General features: G+C 42.1%; 14 protein-coding genes. 13 read left to right on the forward strand and 1 reads right to left on the reverse strand.

Annotated features, from left to right (window positions below; all coding sequences use genetic code 11):
• Positions 1-10: 10 nt before the first annotated feature.
• Complete coding sequence (locus M4974_RS00675; protein ID WP_248705654.1) at positions 11-862, reverse strand: MurR/RpiR family transcriptional regulator; 852 nt, start codon at positions 860-862, stop codon at positions 11-13.
• A 145-nt stretch (positions 863-1007) separates the two neighbouring features.
• Between M4974_RS00675 and gnd the strand changes: the two genes are divergently transcribed.
• The 13 genes from gnd to cydB all read left to right on the forward strand — a co-directional run bounded on the left by gnd (position 1008) and on the right by cydB (position 17681).
• Positions 1008-1919 (forward strand): phosphogluconate dehydrogenase (NAD(+)-dependent, decarboxylating), encoded by a 912-nt coding sequence (gene gnd, locus M4974_RS00680; protein ID WP_248705653.1) that lies wholly within the window; start codon positions 1008-1010, stop codon positions 1917-1919.
• 113 nt (positions 1920-2032) lie between these two features.
• Positions 2033-3574 (forward strand): gluconokinase, encoded by a 1542-nt coding sequence (gntK, locus tag M4974_RS00685; protein ID WP_248705652.1) that lies wholly within the window; start codon positions 2033-2035, stop codon positions 3572-3574.
• Positions 3575-3628: 54 nt separating this feature from the next.
• Positions 3629-5011: a gluconate:H+ symporter gene (locus M4974_RS00690; RefSeq protein ID WP_248705651.1), complete on the forward strand. Its 1383-nt coding sequence runs from the start codon at positions 3629-3631 to the stop codon at positions 5009-5011.
• A gap of 140 nt (positions 5012-5151) precedes the next feature.
• Entirely contained in the window at positions 5152-6750 is a 1599-nt protein-coding gene (locus M4974_RS00695; RefSeq protein ID WP_248705650.1) for an APC family permease, read from the forward strand.
• Between the two features lie 134 nt (positions 6751-6884).
• Complete coding sequence (locus tag M4974_RS00700; protein ID WP_248705649.1) at positions 6885-8312, forward strand: APC family permease; 1428 nt, start codon at positions 6885-6887, stop codon at positions 8310-8312.
• A 62-nt stretch (positions 8313-8374) separates the two neighbouring features.
• Positions 8375-9709, forward strand: coding sequence for an aspartate aminotransferase family protein (locus tag M4974_RS00705; RefSeq protein ID WP_248705648.1), 1335 nt, complete (start codon positions 8375-8377; stop codon positions 9707-9709).
• Between the two features lie 251 nt (positions 9710-9960).
• On the forward strand, positions 9961-12642 hold the full coding sequence (gene alaS, locus M4974_RS00710) for an alanine--tRNA ligase (protein WP_248715707.1): 2682 nt from the start codon (positions 9961-9963) through the stop codon (positions 12640-12642).
• A gap of 76 nt (positions 12643-12718) precedes the next feature.
• Positions 12719-12970, forward strand: a complete 252-nt coding sequence (locus M4974_RS00715) for an IreB family regulatory phosphoprotein (RefSeq protein ID WP_089938077.1) — start codon at positions 12719-12721, stop codon at positions 12968-12970.
• Complete coding sequence (ruvX, locus tag M4974_RS00720) at positions 12967-13401, forward strand: Holliday junction resolvase RuvX (RefSeq protein WP_248705646.1); 435 nt, start codon at positions 12967-12969, stop codon at positions 13399-13401. Before M4974_RS00715 ends, ruvX begins: the two co-directional genes overlap by 4 nt.
• A gap of 190 nt (positions 13402-13591) precedes the next feature.
• Positions 13592-14665: a histidinol-phosphate transaminase gene (hisC, locus tag M4974_RS00725; RefSeq protein WP_248705778.1), complete on the forward strand. Its 1074-nt coding sequence runs from the start codon at positions 13592-13594 to the stop codon at positions 14663-14665.
• A 79-nt stretch (positions 14666-14744) separates the two neighbouring features.
• A complete protein-coding gene (locus M4974_RS00730; RefSeq protein ID WP_089938108.1) occupies positions 14745-15044 on the forward strand; it encodes a DUF1292 domain-containing protein in 300 nt (99 codons plus the stop codon).
• A gap of 148 nt (positions 15045-15192) precedes the next feature.
• The gene (locus tag M4974_RS00735) at positions 15193-16668 is read left to right on the forward strand and encodes a cytochrome ubiquinol oxidase subunit I (RefSeq protein ID WP_248705645.1); all 1476 of its coding nucleotides are present in this window, start codon (positions 15193-15195) and stop codon (positions 16666-16668) included.
• Positions 16668-17681 (forward strand): cytochrome d ubiquinol oxidase subunit II, encoded by a 1014-nt coding sequence (gene cydB, locus M4974_RS00740; RefSeq protein WP_248705644.1) that lies wholly within the window; start codon positions 16668-16670, stop codon positions 17679-17681. Before M4974_RS00735 ends, cydB begins: the two co-directional genes overlap by 1 nt.
• Positions 17682-17724: the final 43 nt, after the last annotated feature.

Here is a 17724-nt window from a genome sequence, read left to right on the forward strand (position 1 = left end):
GAAGGGCTTTTTATTTTTGCCGAGTTTCTTCAATCACTTGGCGTAAATTATCGACGACAATTTGAGTTTCTTGCGGCAATTGGGATCCCACCAACGTAAAGAGGGTATCAATAATGGTTAACTGGGCAATTAATGAACTCATTGATTCACTACGAAAATTAACTTCTTCAGCCAGTGACAAAAGTACTAAATCAGCTAAATGGGTGAGGGGTGAGTCAAAAAAAGAAGTAATGGCAATCGTCGGGACACCATGCTCTTTAAGCATTTGAGCAATTAGGAGGGTATCTTCATTGCGCCCTGAATGGGAAATCACGATGGCCGCATCTTGGTTGGTAAGTTTAACGGCCTGCATTAATTGAATATCGTAATCTGGATGGGAGACAACATTTAAAGGAGTTCGGAGGAATTTATGGTAGGCGTTAAAGGCGACGATTGAAGAGCCACCAATGCCAAAGAAACCAACGTGTTGGGCCTGTAAGAGGATTTGCGCTGCTTGATCTAACTTACTGGCGGTTAACTGGTCTAAGGTTGTATCTAGAGCGTTTTTAGCTCCTGAAAAAACTTTATTAGCAATTGCTTGGGTATTGTCATCGTCAGCAATTTCACCGAATAAATCTACGGGTGGATTGGGTGTCGTTCGACTGGCTAGGGCCAAAGAAAAATCACGATAGGAAGCAAAACCAATTTTTTTTACAAACCGTGAAATTGTCGCTGTGGATACCCCAGTTTGATCAGCCATACTGCGAATCGTTAATTCACCAGCTAAGTGGGGTTGTTGGGTAATAAAATTAATGAGCTTTTTTTCAGTTTGGTTATAGTGATGATTTTGGGCGCTGAGCTGGGCCAGAACTTGATTAACCATAAATATTCTCCCTTGAAAACATCGGTAGCCCTAACTATACCGAATTAGAAAATTATTTTCAATAAAAGCGCTTGCATTGTGTAAATTATTTTCATATAATGAGTGAGTAGTTTAGTTATAGAAAAATAAAAAAGGGGTAGTAAACATGAAGTTTGCGATGATTGGCCTGGGTAAGATGGGTCTTAACCTAGTTAAAAACGCCGTTGATAACGGTCATGAGGTAGTTGCCTTTGATTTGAATCCTGAATTCGTCAAGGAAGCTGCTGATTATTCTGACAAGATTGAAGCTGCAAGCAGCATCGATGATATGTTGGCAAAGTTGCCATCACCTAAGGTTGCTTGGGTAATGGTTCCAGCCGGTGTACCAACTAACTCAACCATCGATACTTTAATTGATAAGATGGAAGCTGGAGACATCATCATTGATGGTGGTAACTCTAACTATAAGGATAACTTAGAGCAAAACAAGCGGACTACTGCCGCTGGTATCAAGTTCTTTGATGCCGGAACATCTGGTGGTATGAACGGTGCTCGTAATGGTGGAAACTTCATGATTGGTGGCGATGACGCCCAAGCATGGACGGTTATCGAACCATTGTTTAAGTCAATCGCTGAACCTGATGGTTACTTGTATACTGGTCGTCTTGGTTCTGGTCACTATTTGAAGATGGTCCACAATGGTATCGAATACGGTATGATGCAGGCCATTGCTGAAGGATTTGAAGTTCTTGAAGCTTCACAATTCGATTATGACTATGAAGCTGTTGCTAAGTTGTGGAACCATGGTTCGGTTATTCGTTCATGGTTGATGGAATTAGCTGAAGAGCAGTTTGCTAAGGATCCAAAGCTTTCTGCTATTTCAGGACGTATGCACTCATCTGGTGAAGGTAAGTGGACAGTTGAAGAATCTCTTGATTTGGAAGTACCTGCCCCAGTTATTTATCTTTCATTGGCAATGCGCTATCGTTCATTGCAAGAAGATACCTTCACTGGAAAAGTTGTTTCAGCTTTGCGGAATGGTTTTGGCGGACACGCCATGGATGCTGCTAAGAAATAATTTAGGTTCTTCGAAAAAGCTCCCAGTGGGGGCTTTTTTATTCTAAAACTTATTGAACGTTACCACGGGTCATTTACAAGGACTAAATGGGTAACTAGATAATGGAGTATATGATGGAATACATGATTGGTGTCGATTTAGGCACAACTTCAACCAAGGCCGTGCTCTTTGATGATCAAAATCAAGTGGTTGCACAGGCTAACTATGGTTATCCCCTTTATCGTGACGAACCAGACATGGCCGAAGAAGATTTGGATGAAATTTTTGTAGCCTTTTCTAACGCCTTAGGTTCAGTGATTCGTCAGGCTAATTTAGCCGAGGGAAACAAAATCACAGCCGTTTCATTCTCGTCAGCAATGCACTCGTTGATTGCCTTTGACAAAGATTGGAAACCATTAACTCGGGTAATTACTTGGGCTGATACGCGCGCTGTCGAATTTGCTGATGATTTAAAGAAAAGTGGCCTTGGACAAGAAATTTACAGTAAAACTGGTACGCCTATTCATCCCATGGCACCTTTGTCAAAGCTCTTGTGGCTGAAAAATGCTCATCCAGATATCTTCCAAAAGGCGGCCCACTATTTGGGTATTAAGGAATATTTGTTCCACCGTTTGTTTGGGACCAATAAGATGGATATTTCCATCGCTTCTGGAACGGGACTATTTAATATCTTCAATCAGGAGTGGGATGCTCAGGCCTTAGAATTGACTGGCCTAAAGCCTGAACAGTTGCCTAAGCCAGTTTCACCTTATGAGTATGAAACCAAGATGGTTGCTGAATATGCTGCTGTTTTGGGTATGCCAGCTGACACACCCTTTGTTTACGGTGCCGGCGATGGTCCTTTGTCTAACCTCGGGGTTGATGCCGTTAAACCTGGTGTGGCTGCTATTACTGTTGGGACTTCTGGTGCCATTCGAGTTGTTTCTGATAAACCTGTGATTGATCCAAAGGGTCGGACCTTTACTTATGCTTTGGATAAGGATCACTGGGTGGTTGGTGGGCCCGTCAACAATGGTGGAGATGTCTTCCGCTGGGCTCGTGATAACTTGTTTGATGCCGAGAAGTCAACGGCAGCTTTGTTAGGTCGTGACGCCTATGATTTGATGACAGATATTGCTTCTCGGATTCCAGCTGGTTCAAATGGCCTGCTGTTCCATCCGTATTTGGGTGGTGAGCGAGCACCAATTTGGGATGCTAATGCTCGTGGTTCTTTCTTTGGTTTGAACCATAGTCATACCCGTGCCAACATGCTACGAGCAGTCTTGGAAGGTATTACCTTTAATATTTACATGGTTAGTTTGGCCCTTGAAGAAGTTGTGGGTAGTCTCAAGTCTATTCAGGCCACCGGTGGTTTTGCTCATTCACCATTGTGGCGCCAAATGTTTGCTGATATCTTTGAGCAACCAGTCACTGTGCCAGAATCAATCGAATCTGGTGCCTTGGCAGCCGTGATTGTGGCTCAAAAAGCTTTGGGGGAGATTGACGATTTGTACGAGATCTCTAAATACGTTGGGAAGTCGGCTACTTATCAACCGAACCCTGAAAATTATGAAGCATACCGTGAATTAGCGCCAATTTTCATTCGTTTGTCCCGTCAATTGCAAACTGAATACGACAATATTGCTAACTACCAACGTAAGCACAATGTTAAGTAATTGTTATTTTTATTTATAAATAGGAGATGAAGTCTTGTACTTCAAACACATACTATGGCTTTTGTAATGTTATTCATTTCAATTTTGATTTTGCTCTTATTGATTACAAAATTAAAATTGAATACCTTCGTATCTCTAGTAATTACGGCCTTTATCCTGGCCTTGTTACTGGGTATGCCCCCAATGAAAATTCCTAATGCGGTCCTTGGATCGGAAGGAATGGGCAATATTCTAGGATCAAACGCCGTCATCTTCATTTTTGGTGGTATGATTGGTCGTTTAGTTGCTGATGCAGGTGGTTCTTACCGAATCGCCAAGACTTTGATTGATTGGTTTGGTCTTAAGCGCTTGCAGTGGGCCGTCCTATTAGCTTCATTTATTATCGGTATTTCGATGATTTTTGGGGTTGGAATGGTTTTGCTAATTCCAATTGTCTTTGCCGTAGCGATTGAAGCCGGCGTACCTTTGTTGTACTTAGGTATTTCTATGACGGCGGCCTTGAGTTCAGCCCAAGGCTTCTTACCTCCTCAACCAGCACCAACTGCGGTGGCTTCACAATTGCATGCAAATGTTGGTTTGATGTTGATTTTTGGTTTGTTAGTGGCTGTTATTACTGCCGTTGTTGCCGGACCAATGTTTACTACATTAGCTAAGCGTTATGCACCGGATGCTTTTAAATTTACGGACCACATTGAAGCGGTCGGTGAAATGAAAGAATATGACCTAAAGGAAACCCCTGGTTTTGCTTTGTCAGTATTGACTTCAGTCTTTCCACTGATCTTTATGATTATTGCCACGGTATATAAGTTGGTTGTGACGGGTGGAAAGACACCACTCCATCCAAGCATGGTTTATCAAATTATTGATTTCCTTGCCAATCCTGCTGTAGCGATGACAATCTCTTTAATTTTTGCTATTTATACTATGGGTATTTTGCAGGGCAAGGATATGAAGGTGATTGGCGCTTCTCTAAACGAAGGAATGGCTGCCGTTTCTGGTATCTTGCTAATCGTTGGTGGTGGTGGAGCTCTACGTGGGGTCTTGGTTACTTCTGGTTTGTCAAACCAAGTCGCCCAGTTGTTCCAATCCAATGGTGCTATGAGTCCGCTAGCGATTGTGTTCTTTGCTTGGGCAGTGGCTTCTTTGCTACGAATTGCCGTTGGTTCAGCCACTGTGGCTGGTATTACGGCTGTTGGGGTCGTCAACGGTATCTTGGCTTCCAATGCCACTAACAGCATGCTATTAGTATTTGTTGCTTTGGCCATTGGAGCTGGTTCTTTGATTGCTTCTCACGTAAACGATGCTGGTTTCTGGATTTTCAAAGAATTCTTTGACCTAAGTGTTAAGCAAACTTTCCAAATTTGGACAGTTTTGGAAACTATTATTTCGGTTACTGGTTTAATCGTTATTTTGATTTTAACTGCTATCTTTGCCTAAATTCATTGATTAGCCATCCAATTTGGATGGCTTTTTGATTATATTTGCAATTTAAAAAGTGAACCTGTAAAATAGTGACCATCGCTTAATAAAAAAAAGTGGTCACTTTGTGGCTTGAATAATAATTTGGAAGGGAACACATGAAGCAAAATAAAATCGGCCTTCTACAACTTGTCTTGTTGGGATTAGGCTCATTAATTGGATCCGGATGGTTATTTGGATCTTGGGAAGCTACTATGGTCGCTGGACCGGCTGCAATCATTTCTTGGGTAATCGGGGCAGTTGTCATCAGTGTCATTGCTTATAACTATATTGAATTGGGGACAATGTTCCCTGAATCAGGTGGAATGAGTAAGTTTGCCCAGTATACACATGGTTCATTGCTAGGATTTATTGCCTCGTGGGCTAATTGGGTGTCATTAGTAACTCTGATTCCGATTGAAGCCGTGGCGGCTGTGCAATACATGAGTACTTGGCCTTGGTCGTGGGCAAATTGGACGAAACACTTTGTGGTTAATGGGTCAATTACGACCCCAGGACTACTGGTAGTTTTTGGTTTCATCATTGTTTTTACACTTTTGAACTTTTGGTCAGTGAGCTTGCTGACTCGCTTTACCAGTTTTATTTCTTTCTTTAAGTTGGGTGTGCCCCTTCTAACGATTGTGATGTTGACAATGTCTGGTTTTCATCCAGGCAACTATGGAAGTTCTTTGCATGAATTTATGCCTTACGGTAGCGCACCTATATTTGCTGCGACGACTGTTTCAGGAATTATCTTCTCTTTTAATGCCTTTCAGACCATTATTAATATGGGAAGCGAAGTTAAGAATCCTAAACGTGATATTTCCTTAGGAATTACTTTATCTTTGGGAATCAGTGCGGTTTTGTATATTTTGATTCAAAGTACGTATATCACTTCTATCGATCCAGCTATGTTGGCCAAATATGGTTGGCATGGACTTGACTTCCAATCGCCATTCGCTGATTTAGCTATTTTACTTGGTATTCATTGGTTGGCTGTATTACTTTATATGGATGCCTTCGTTTCACCATTTGGAACTGGAGTTTCCTTTGCAGCTTCAACAGCTCGTGCCTTGTCTGCAATGGCTTCTAATAAGCATATTCCACAATTTGTGGGTAAAATCAATAAAAAGTATGGCATTCCTCGCTTAGCCATGATTACCAATGCCATTTTAAGTATGTTAATGGTATCTATTTTCCGTTCATGGGGTACTCTTGCTAGTGTGATTTCGACTTCAACCCTGATTGCGTACTTAACTGGTCCAGTGACCGTTGTATCATTGCGTAAGATGGCACCTAATTTTAATCGGCCAGTTAAATCAAAAAATCTTCGATTTATGGCACCATTGGCTTTCGTTTTGGCTTCTCTGGCAACTTACTGGGCGATGTGGCCGACAACGATTGAGGTTATTTTGATTATTGCACTTGGTTTGCCATTCTATTTCTATTATGAATGGCGTCAGGGATGGGATCGTGAACGTTCACGTAAGCAAGTGGCTGGTAGTTCTTGGATGATATCTTATCTAGTTGTACTTTCGATTATGTCTTACATCGGTAGTAAAGAGTTTAACGGGATTGGTTTAATCCACTATCCATTTGACTTTATCATGGTAATTGTCGTAGCTCTTGGCTTTTATGGATGGGGAACTGATAGTCGTCTAGTAACTAAATACTTCCGGCAAGCTCGCAAGGTCAACGATAAAGTTGACGAAGATTAAAATTAAAACTTATCTAGTTCAAATTATTGTTCTGGGTAGGTTTTTTATTTTTTTATGAAGAAATTGACAGGAATATGAGAAAATGTTAATATAAAAGGAACATAAATTTAATTGCATTTGTTGGAGGGGAAAATATGTCAGATAAGCGTCCAGGCGGTGGATGGTTTCACCGTGCTGATCCATCTAAGTTTGAGCAAAGCGATGCCCATTTGAAGAAAACTTTGGGAACTAAAGAAATGTTGGCTTTGGGCTTGGGAACCATTGTTTCAACCGCTATCTTTACTTTGCCAGGAATTGTGGCGGCTAACCACGCTGGGCCAGCCGTGGCCTTGTCGTTTGTTGTTGCAGCGATTGTTTCTGGATTAACGGCCTTTGCCTATGCTGAGTTTGCTTCAGCTTTGCCTTTTGCTGGGTCCGTTTATTCATGGGCCAGTGTTGTCTTTGGAGAAGTCTTTGGCTGGATTGCTGGTTGGGCCTTGTTAGCTGAATATTTTATCGCCGTGGCCTTTGTGGCCTCTGGCTGGTCAGCTAATTTTAAGCTTTTCTTGTCATCATTCCATTTGGCTCTGCCTAATGTTTTGAATGGTTCCTTTGCTGCTGGTAACGGTGGGTTGATTGATTTGTTTTCACTGCTGGCCGTTTTGATTGTGGCAGCTCTGCTTTGGAAGGGTACGCATACCACTGCTGCGGTGGAAAACACCTTAGTGGTTGGTAAGTTGTTAGTTATCTTGATTTTTATTGCGGTTGGTTTAACAGCCATCCATCCAAGTAACTATGTACCTTTCATTCCAACCCACAAGCCTGGAACTGATTTTGGTGGTTGGCAAGGTATTTCAGCTGGTGCTGCTCAGATTTTCTTGGCCTATATTGGTTTTGATTCAATTGCAGCTAACTCAGCCGAAGCTAAGGATCCCCAAAAGACCATGCCACGTGGAATCATTGGTTCCTTGGTGATTGCGACTGGTTTGTTTGTGACCGTGGCCTTGGTCCTAGTTGGTATGTTCCACTACACTAAGTACGCTAATAATGCAGCTCCAGCTGCTTGGGCCTTGTTGGAATCTGGTCATCCTTATGTTTCTAACTTGCTTTCAGTTGTGGCTTTGGCCGGTATGTTTACGGCGATTATCGGAATGATGATGGCTGGTTCCCGTTTGCTATACGCCTTTGGTCGTGATGGTTTGTTGCCAAAGTTCTTGGGTGATGTTAACGGTAAGGGATTACCTAACAATGCCTTGTTAGTATTGACCGTTATTGCAGTTTTGATTGGTTCAGTCTTTAGCTTTAACGAATTAGCTGCTCTGATTTCCGCTGGGACTTTGATCGCCTTCATTATGGTTTCTCTTGGTATGTATGCGCTACGTCCTCGTGAAGGAAAAGATATTCCAGTGCCAGGTTTCCGTATGCCACTTTATCCAGTATTACCAGCCCTTGGGGCAGCTGGATCAATTTGGATTTTCACTCAATTGGATGTTCAAGCTCAAATTTATGCTGGTGGTTGGTTCTTGCTAGGATTAGTTGTGTATGCTCTTTATGGTTCTCGTCGGAGTAACCTACGTGATTAATGTAAAAAAACTCCCACTCTTGGGAGTTTTTTTGTCCAATTAAAGCAGTTTGGAGGTTAAAAATGGATAAAAATCAATCGATTTTACAAAATGAATCTCAGTACTTAGCAGATGCAACCCGAATTAATTATTTTGATATTGTCATTGATCATGGGCAGGGTGCAACCGTTACTGATGCTGATGGTAAAACTTATTTGGATTTACTGGCCAGTGCCAGTGCGACTAATACTGGCCACTCTCATCCTAAAGTGGTTGAAGCGATTACTAAACAGGCTCAAAAATTAATTCAATATACACCAGCTTACTTTTCAAACACGGCTACCGCTAAATTAGTGGATCGTCTAGCCTCCATTGCTCCAGGTGATTTTGAAAAAGAAGTGGCCTTTGGTAATTCTGGTTCAGATGCCAACGATGCCATCATTAAGTTTGCCCGAGCCTATACAAAACGGCCTTATGTAGTTAGTTTTACAGGTGCCTATCATGGTTCTACCTTTGGATCGATGTCAATGTCAGCCGTTAGTTTAAATATGACTCGTAAAATGGGGCCACTCTTGCCGGGAATGGTTAAAGTACCTTATCCTGACCAACATCAGCGTCGCACTGGTGAAAGTGATGATGAATTTTCTGAGCGGATGTTTGAACAGTTCCGTTTACCCTTTGAAACCTATTTACCCGCTGATGAAGTGGCCTTGGTTGAAATTGAAGCAATTCAAGGGGATGGTGGCATTGTGAAGGCACCACAGCGCTACATGGATTTGGTTTATGATTTCACTCGTCAACATGGGATTGTCTTTGCGGTTGATGAAGTCAATCAAGGACTGGGTCGAACAGGTAAAATGTGGTCAATTGATAATTTTGGCATTGCCCCAGACTTGATTGCTGTGGGTAAGTCGATTGCCAGTGGGTTACCACTGAGTGCCGTTATCGGCCGTAAAGAAATAATGGAAAGCCTCGATGCTCCTGCTAACGTCTATACGACGGCGGGAAATCCAGTTGCCGCTGCTGCTGCCTTGGCTACTTTGGATGTAATTGAGGAAGAGAAGCTAGCTGATCGTTCACACCAGCTAGGTATAAAAGCTCGAAAATTCTTTGAAGATGCCGCCAAAAAATATAATTTCATTGGGGATGTCCGTTTATACGGATTTAATGGTGGTATTGATATTGTGGATGCGGATGGGCGACCTGACGTTAAGGCTACCACTAAATTGATTTATCGCATTTACGAATTAGGGGCCATTATGATCAGTTTACGGGGCTCAACCTTACGTTTTCAGCCACCATTGGTTATGACGGATGCGCAGTTGGATCAGAGCCTAGCCATTATTGATCAAGCATTTAGTGAACTAGCGGCTGGTAAATTGGCCTTACCTCAAACGGCTAATCATATTGGTTGGTAATTATATGGTATATGGTATAATGTCTTTAATTCTGGATATGCAGATGATAAACTACTTTAAGCGAGGTACCGGTTGGTGAAAGGTGTCAGTAGCTGTTAACTGTGCTCCCAGATTAATGACAAATAAATCTACGCGGCTCGGCGTTACAAGAGCAGAGGTAAAGATGAAAATCATTACAAATTGCGGTGGTACCACGGTAACGCGTCCGCATTTGTGGTGTTTTTTTGTTTTACAAGATAAAAGGAGAAAAAATGGAATCACGTTCTTCAGCTGAAATTCGGCAAATGTTCTTAGATTTTTTTGCTTCTAAGGGACATTTAGTTGTACCTTCTAAAAGCCTTGTTCCCGAGGATGATCCAACCTTATTGTGGATTAACTCCGGTGTGGCCACCCTTAAAAAATACTTTGATGGCTCAGTTATGCCACCTAAAAATCGAATTACTAACGCTCAAAAAGCGATTCGGACTAATGATATTGAAAATGTCGGTAAGACAGCCCGCCACCATACATTGTTTGAAATGATGGGTAATTTTTCAATCGGAGATTATTTTAAGGCCGAAGTTATTCCTTGGGCTTGGGAATTGTTGACTAGTCCGGAATGGTATGGCTTAGATAAGTCTAAATTATACGTAACGGTTTACCCTAAGGACCAAGAAACTAAGCAAATTTGGTCTGAAAAGACTGATCTACCAGATGGACATATTTTTGAAGTTGAAGATAACTTCTGGGATATTGGAGAGGGCCCTTCGGGACCTGATTCGGAAATTTTCTACGATCGAGGTGAAGCTTTTTCTGATCTACCAGCCGATGACCCTGAAATGTATCCTGGTGGGGAAAACGAACGTTATCTAGAAATCTGGAATATTGTATTTTCCCAATTTAATCATTTACCTGGTTTGACGGATAATAGCCAGTATCCGGAATTGCCTCATAAAAATATTGATACGGGGATGGGATTAGAGCGTTTGGTATCTGTTTTCCAAAATGGCCGGACCAACTTTGATACGGATCTATTCTTGCCAATTATCCATGCAACTGAAAAGTTGACCGATAATCGTCATTATGATCAAAGTAAAGATACCGAGGATAATGTTAGCTTTAAAGTCATCGCTGACCATATCCGGGCAGTTTCCTTTGCCATTAGTGATGGCGCCTTGCCAGCTAACGAAGGGCGTGGCTATGTCATTCGCCGTTTGTTGCGTCGAGCGGTTTTGCACGGTCAAAAGTTAGGTATTCAAGAAAGTTTCTTGGCTAATCTCGTCCCAGTAGTAGCTGACATCATGTCTAGCTATTACCCTGAAATAGGTCAAAATACAGTTAAGATTCAAAAGACCATTGATAATGAAGAAACTCGCTTCAAGCGGACTTTAAATGCTGGTTTGGGAATGTTGTCTGAAGTTATTGCGCAAGCTAAAAACGATCATGAAAGTCAAATTAGTGGTGAAGATGCCTTTAAGCTTTCTGATACCTACGGCTTCCCCTTAGAGTTAACCCAGGAGCAAGCTAGTGAAGCTGGTTTGACTGTTGATGTGGCTGGATACCAAGTTGCCCTAGAAGCTCAGCGTAATCGCGCTCGAGCTGCTCGAAGTGATAATAAATCAATGGGAGTTCAAAATGCCGTCTTAACTGACTTAGCCGTTGATTCAACCTATGTTGGTTGGCAGCAAACGGCTGTCGATGGTGCTGAAGTTGTCGCTATCATTGGTCAAGATGAAGCCGGTGTTGATGGCCTACAAAAATTGGCAGAAGCTGATACGGAGGTCTTGGTAGTCTTTGACCAAACACCTTTTTATGCTGAGATGGGTGGACAGGTGCCGGATCACGGTCAAATTTTGAGTCAAGCGGGTCAACTACTAGGTAAGGTCGTTAACGTCCAAAAAGGGCCTAAGGGTCAATATATTCATACCGTAGCAGTTGTTTCCGATTTTGCCTTGGAAGACACAGTTAATTTGCATGTTGATTTGCAACGACATCTAAATGTTTCTCGGAATCATACTGCTACCCATATGTTGGATCAAGCCTTGCGTAACATCATTGGTGGTGATATTCATCAGGCCGGATCTTTGGTTGAACCAGACTACTTGCGCTTTGATTTTACCCATGAGGGACCAGTTGATTCAGCTACTTTGACAGAAATTCAGGATTTAATTAATCAAAAAATTGCTGAAAACCTTCCCGTCACTTGGCTAGAAACTGACATTGAAAGTGCCAAGAAAATGGGTGCAGTTGCCGTCTTTGGCGAAAAGTACGGGCAAAAGGTTCGAGTAGTGTCAATTGGTGATTTTAACCGTGAACTTGATGGGGGTACCCACGTTCAATCCACAGCTGAATTAGGTCTCTTTAAGATTACCAGTGAATCAGGAATTGGTGCTGGAGTTCGCCGGATTGAAGCTTTGACGAGTTTACCAGCTGTAGCGGCTTTTCAGGCTCAATCAGATGCCTTGACGGCAGCTGCTAAGAGTTTAAAGGTAGCCCAGCCTTTGGATTTGCCAAGTCGGGTAGTTGAATTGCAAAATGATTTGAAGGCTAGTCAGCAATTGATTGAATCTTTGCAGGCCCAAGTGGCTAATTTAAGTGCTGGAGAAATCTTTAATCAAGTTCAAACAATTGGTGAATTTACAACGATTATGGTCCAGGTCAAGGTTGCTAACAGTGGGGCTTTGCGTCAAATGGCTGATACTTGGAAGGAAAAGCAGCCTTCTGACATCTTAGTTTTGGCTACCACCATCGATGATAAGGTGAATTTGTTGGTGGCTGCCAATAAGAATGCTAATCAGGCTGGTTTAAAAGCTGGAGATTTGATTAAGAACATTGCCCCACTAGTTGGTGGTGGCGGTGGTGGTCGACCAGATTTGGCCCAAGCCGGTGGTAAGAATCCGGCTGGTATTGCTGATGCATTCAGTGCTGCTGAGACTTTTATTAAAGAACGATAATTTTTAAATTAGTATAAACTTCTGGAACTTGCTATAATATGGGCAGTACCTGCTATGAAGGGAAGGGAGAGTTACGATGAGTGTAAGTGACGAGACGGCAATCTTTGATTTTGGGAATCAATTGCCCAAAAATATTCATGAAACATTAGATATTGTGTATGGCGCATTGGAGGAAAAGGGATACAATCCCATTAACCAAATTGTGGGTTACCTGATGTCAGGTGATCCAGCCTACATTCCGCGTTTGCATGATGCCCGTAATTTAATTAAACGCCATGAACGTGATGAAATTATTGAAGAATTAGTGCATAGCTATTTAAGGAAATGATGCGAATATTAGGATTAGATGTTGGTAGTAAAACAGTTGGGGTAGCAATGAGCGACCCAATGGGATGGACTGCCCAAGGGGTCGAAATCATCCGAATTAATGAAGATGAAAAAGAATTTGGCCTAGAACGTTTAGGTGAAATTATTCATCAACATAAGGTTACGGGGGTTGTGATTGGCCTGCCTAAAAATATGAACAATACGGAAGGCCCACGAGCTGAGGCTGCCCGGGATTATGCGCAAATGGTCGAGGACAATTTTAATTTACCGACTGATTTTCAAGATGAGCGTTTAACCACGGTGCAGGCGGAACGGATGCTAATTGAAGAGGCAGATGTTTCCCGTAAAAAAAGAAAAAAGGTAATTGATAAGATTGCCGCTGAATTTATTTTGCAAAATTACCTAGATGCTAAGGGGAAGTTAGTTAAGTAAAGTAAGGGAGTGTACATGCTTAAAAAAGATGGACATACTCATACATGCTATTCCCACCATGGTAGTCAAGAAACGTTGTCGGATTATTTGGATAAAGCCAGGTGTTGGTTTTGAATAATAAGTGGTTATAAAAGTTAACCACGGCCGGTGGCGCTTTTTTTCTATCACTATTTCCTAGGAGGTTAAGATGGTGAAAAAGTTTATCAAAGATTTGACTGCTTATCAGGCCGAAGAACCGGCCGAACTGGTCAAAAAACGTTATGGTTTAAAAGAGTTAGCGCGCCTATCAGCCAATGAATCAGTTTATGGACCGTCACCCTTGGCAGTCCAGGCATTACAAGCTGTTAACCCTGCTGTCTTAAATTATTATCCAGATGGCCAGGCGACTGCTTTGCGGCAAGCGGTCGCAAAAGTCGAACAAGTGCCGGTGAAGAGTTTGATTTTTGGTGACGGGGCTGATGAGTTGATTGAATTATTAACTCGAACCATTTTAACGCCTGGTTCCGAGATGATTGTGCCACAACCAACTTTTGGTGAATATGCCATCCATGCTCAAATTGAAGCGGCTAAAACAACCCAGGTACCAATTAATGCGCAAAGTGGGTATGTTGATTTTAACGCCTTATTGGCAGCCATTACCGATCAAACCGCCTTAATCTTTTTAGCCAATCCGAATAATCCGACCGGTGTTTTAGAAAAGACGGCTGATATTCGGGCTTTCTTGGATCAGCTACCGGCAGATGTCATTTTAGTTGTCGATGAGGCCTATTATGAATTTGCCAATAATCCGGAAGCAACCTGTGCACCACTGGTTCAGCAATATGATAATTTAGTGGTCTTACGTACACTTTCCAAAGCTTATGGCTTAGCCAATTTGCGAGTGGGTTATGGTATTGTGCCGGATCAACTTTTTGATATTCTACAAGCAGTTCGCCTGCCTTATAATTTATCGACTTACCAAATTACTGGCGGTGCGGCCGCCGTTGCTGATCAAAGCTACCTGCAAAAAGTGGTGCAACAAGTCAGTCAGGAACGTCAAGATTTTGAAACCTACCTGACTAAGTTAGGCCTGACTTTTTATCCTTCGGCCACGAATTTTATCTGGGTTAAGGTTGGGGATGCTGATTTAGTTGGTCAAAAGCTTTTAGAAAATGGTTATCAGATAAATGCGCGATTAAATCCAGAATGGATACGGATTACTTTGGGAACCTCTGCTCAAAATCATGCAATTCAGAAAATTTTAGGTCAAATCTTAGCTAAGTGATTGCACTTAAAAATAGCGCTTGGTCTTTGTCCTGAGCTAAGTTATAATAAACGTATTAAATTTAGGTAGGGATAAAACTATGACTGAAAACAACCCGGAAATCGATAAGATCACCTTAGTAGATGAAAATGGTGACGAAGCACTCTTTGAGGTGCTCTTTACCTTTCATTCCGAGGAGTATGATCGCGACTATATCCTGTTAGTACCTGACGGTGTCGAAGAAGATGAGCAGGTTGACGTTCAAGCTTATATTTTCAAGCCCGATGAAAACGGCGATGCCACTGAAGATGATTTAATTCCAATCGAAGATGATGCAGAATGGGATATGGTTGAAGAAGTGTTAAATACCTTCTTAGATGACGACAGTAATTTTAATTAAGGATGGCCACTACTGGGCGGTAGTGGTTTTTATATGGACAAATATTAAAAGTTTGTAAAAAGCTGGTCAAGTTGCTTATCGAGTGATAAACTACTCTAGTAGTGAGTCTAATTTAATAGGCTTTTTGGAAATTTTTGGAGGAAAAGTTATGAATGCTTTAGTGGGAATCGTTGATTTAGCGCGTTTCCAGTTTGCCATGACGACTATTTTTCACTTCTTCTTTGTGCCAATGTCAATTGGACTAGGAATTGTGGTAGCGGTAATGGAAACACTCTATGTCATCAAAAAAGACGAAATATATAAAAAGATGACGCAATTCTGGGGTAAGATTTTCTTGCTTAGTTTTGCCGTTGGGGTTGTGACTGGTTTGATTCAAGAGTTCCAGTTCGGTATGAACTGGTCAGAATATTCACGATATGTTGGGGATATTTTTGGGGCACCCTTAGCCGTTGAGGCCTTAGTAGCCTTCTTCGCTGAGTCGACCTTTATTGGTTTGTGGTCCTTTACTTGGGATCGCTTCAAGCCAGCAGTACATGTAATCTTCATTTGGATTACAGCCATAGCTTCTATGATTTCTTCGTTATGGATTTTGGCAGCTAACTCCTTCATGCAAAACCCAGTTGGGTATGCTATTGATAACGAAAAGGGACGTGCCGTTTTAACTAACTTTGGTGACTTGTTGTTAAACAAGCAGCTGTGGATTGAGTTTCCCCACGTGGTCGTTGGTACATTAGTAACTGCCGGCTTCATTGTGGCTGGTATGTCAGCCTTTAAGTTGTTAAAGTTAAAGCAAGATGACCCTGAAGTACCTTTGTTCCGTAAATCAATTAATATCGCTTTGGTAGTTGGCTTAGTTGGTTTAGGCGGGGCCTTTATCACTGGTGACCAACATGCTTTTGAATTACAATCAATGCAGCCAATGAAGTATGCCGCTATGGAAGGGGTCGATGAAACCATTAATTCTTCTAAGCGAGCTGATAAGGCTCAGCCTTGGGCAGCTATTGCGGTAACCAATCCTAAGACCCACAAGTCAATTGCTAAGATTGAAGTTCCGTATGCCTTGTCAATTTTGGGTAACCACAGCTTAACTGGTGGAACGACCAAGGGTACGATTGAATTAAATAAAGAATTTGAAGCCAAGTACGGTAAGACTAAGGGCGACATTAAGGACTATTATGTTCCTGAAAATACGCTTTTCTATTCCTTCCGGGTCATGGCGATGGGGGCTGGTTTGCTAGCCTTGGTTGCCATAGTAGCTTTGTGGTTTAACCGAAAGAAATCACAATTGATTTTGACTCAGCGTTGGTTCTTGTGGGTAATGGGGGTTATGACCTTCTTCCCATTCGTAGTCAATACAGCTGGCTGGTTAGTTACTGAATTGGGTCGTTATCCATGGGTTGTCTATGGTTTGATGACCATTGCCGATGCAGTTTCACCAAATGTTTCGGTAGCTTCATTGTTGTTCTCAAATATTGTTTACTTCCTAACCTTTAGTACCTTAGGTGGTGTTATGATTTGGTTATCACGGCGCGTTTTGCACCAAGGACCTTACTATGAGCAGGAAGCAACGCAAACTGATCGTGATCCTTATGACGATTTGGCAGGAAAGGAGGCCCAGGTCTAATGTCAGTATTACAGCTTTTATGGTTTGTTCTTATTGGTGTCTTGTGGTCAGGCTTTCTTTTCTTAGAAGGATATGATTTTGGAGTCGGCATGCAATTTTTGACGCTGGCTCGTGATCATCACGAACGTGAAGCCCTATACAAAACAATTGGTCCGACTTGGGATGGAAACGAAGTGTGGTTAGTAACGGCTGGAGGAGCAACCTTTGCGGCCTTCCCTTACTGGTATGCTTCTCTCTTCTCCGGTTTTTACCTCCTATTACTAGGAGTGTTGTTGGCTTTAATTTATCGTGGCGTTTCCTTTGAATTCCGCGAGCATATGCCCACTCGACAAGGAAGTGCAATTTGGGAACGTTTGATTGCGATTGCTTCTTTCTTTGCACCGTTTTTCTTGGGTATTATCCTAACGGCCATGGTGTCTGGTACCCCAATGGATGCCAAGGGTAATGTATCAGCCGGATTCTTTGATTACTTTACGCTCTTTACTTTGGTTGGTGGTATTGCTGTTGCTTTGATGAGCTATGTCCACGGTTTAAACTATACTCGTATCCGAATTGATGGGCCAATGCGTCAGCGGGCGGCTTGTCAGTTGAAGGTCTTGTACCCCTTGCTTTTGGCTGGGGAAGCGCTCTTTGCGGTCTTGCTCTTCTTTTACACTAACTTTATTCAAACTAAGCCAGTTCCTGTGCTATTAATTTTGGTAGTGATTGTGGCCACCACAGTTTTGGGTTGGTTCATGACGGTTAAGATGGAAAAAGAGGTTTTGCCTTTTATCACCTCTGGGTTGACGTTAGTTGAAGTAGCCATCTTACTCTTTGTCGGTCTATTCCCACGCGTGATGGTTGCTAATAACCCCTTGCACTCCCTTACAATTGAATCTGCCTCATCTAGTCCCTACACTTTGCAGGTTATGACCATTATTTCATTGACGGTTTTGCCAATTGTTTTGGGCTACCAAATTTGGAGTTTCTGGGTTTTCCGGAAGCGGATTATCGCTAAAAAAGTGGTAGAATGATTATCAAATAAAAACGTTTGCAACTTAGTTGTAAACGTTTTTG

The organism is Convivina praedatoris (assembly GCF_933208495.1).
GTDB lineage: Bacteria > Bacillota > Bacilli > Lactobacillales > Lactobacillaceae > Convivina > Convivina praedatoris.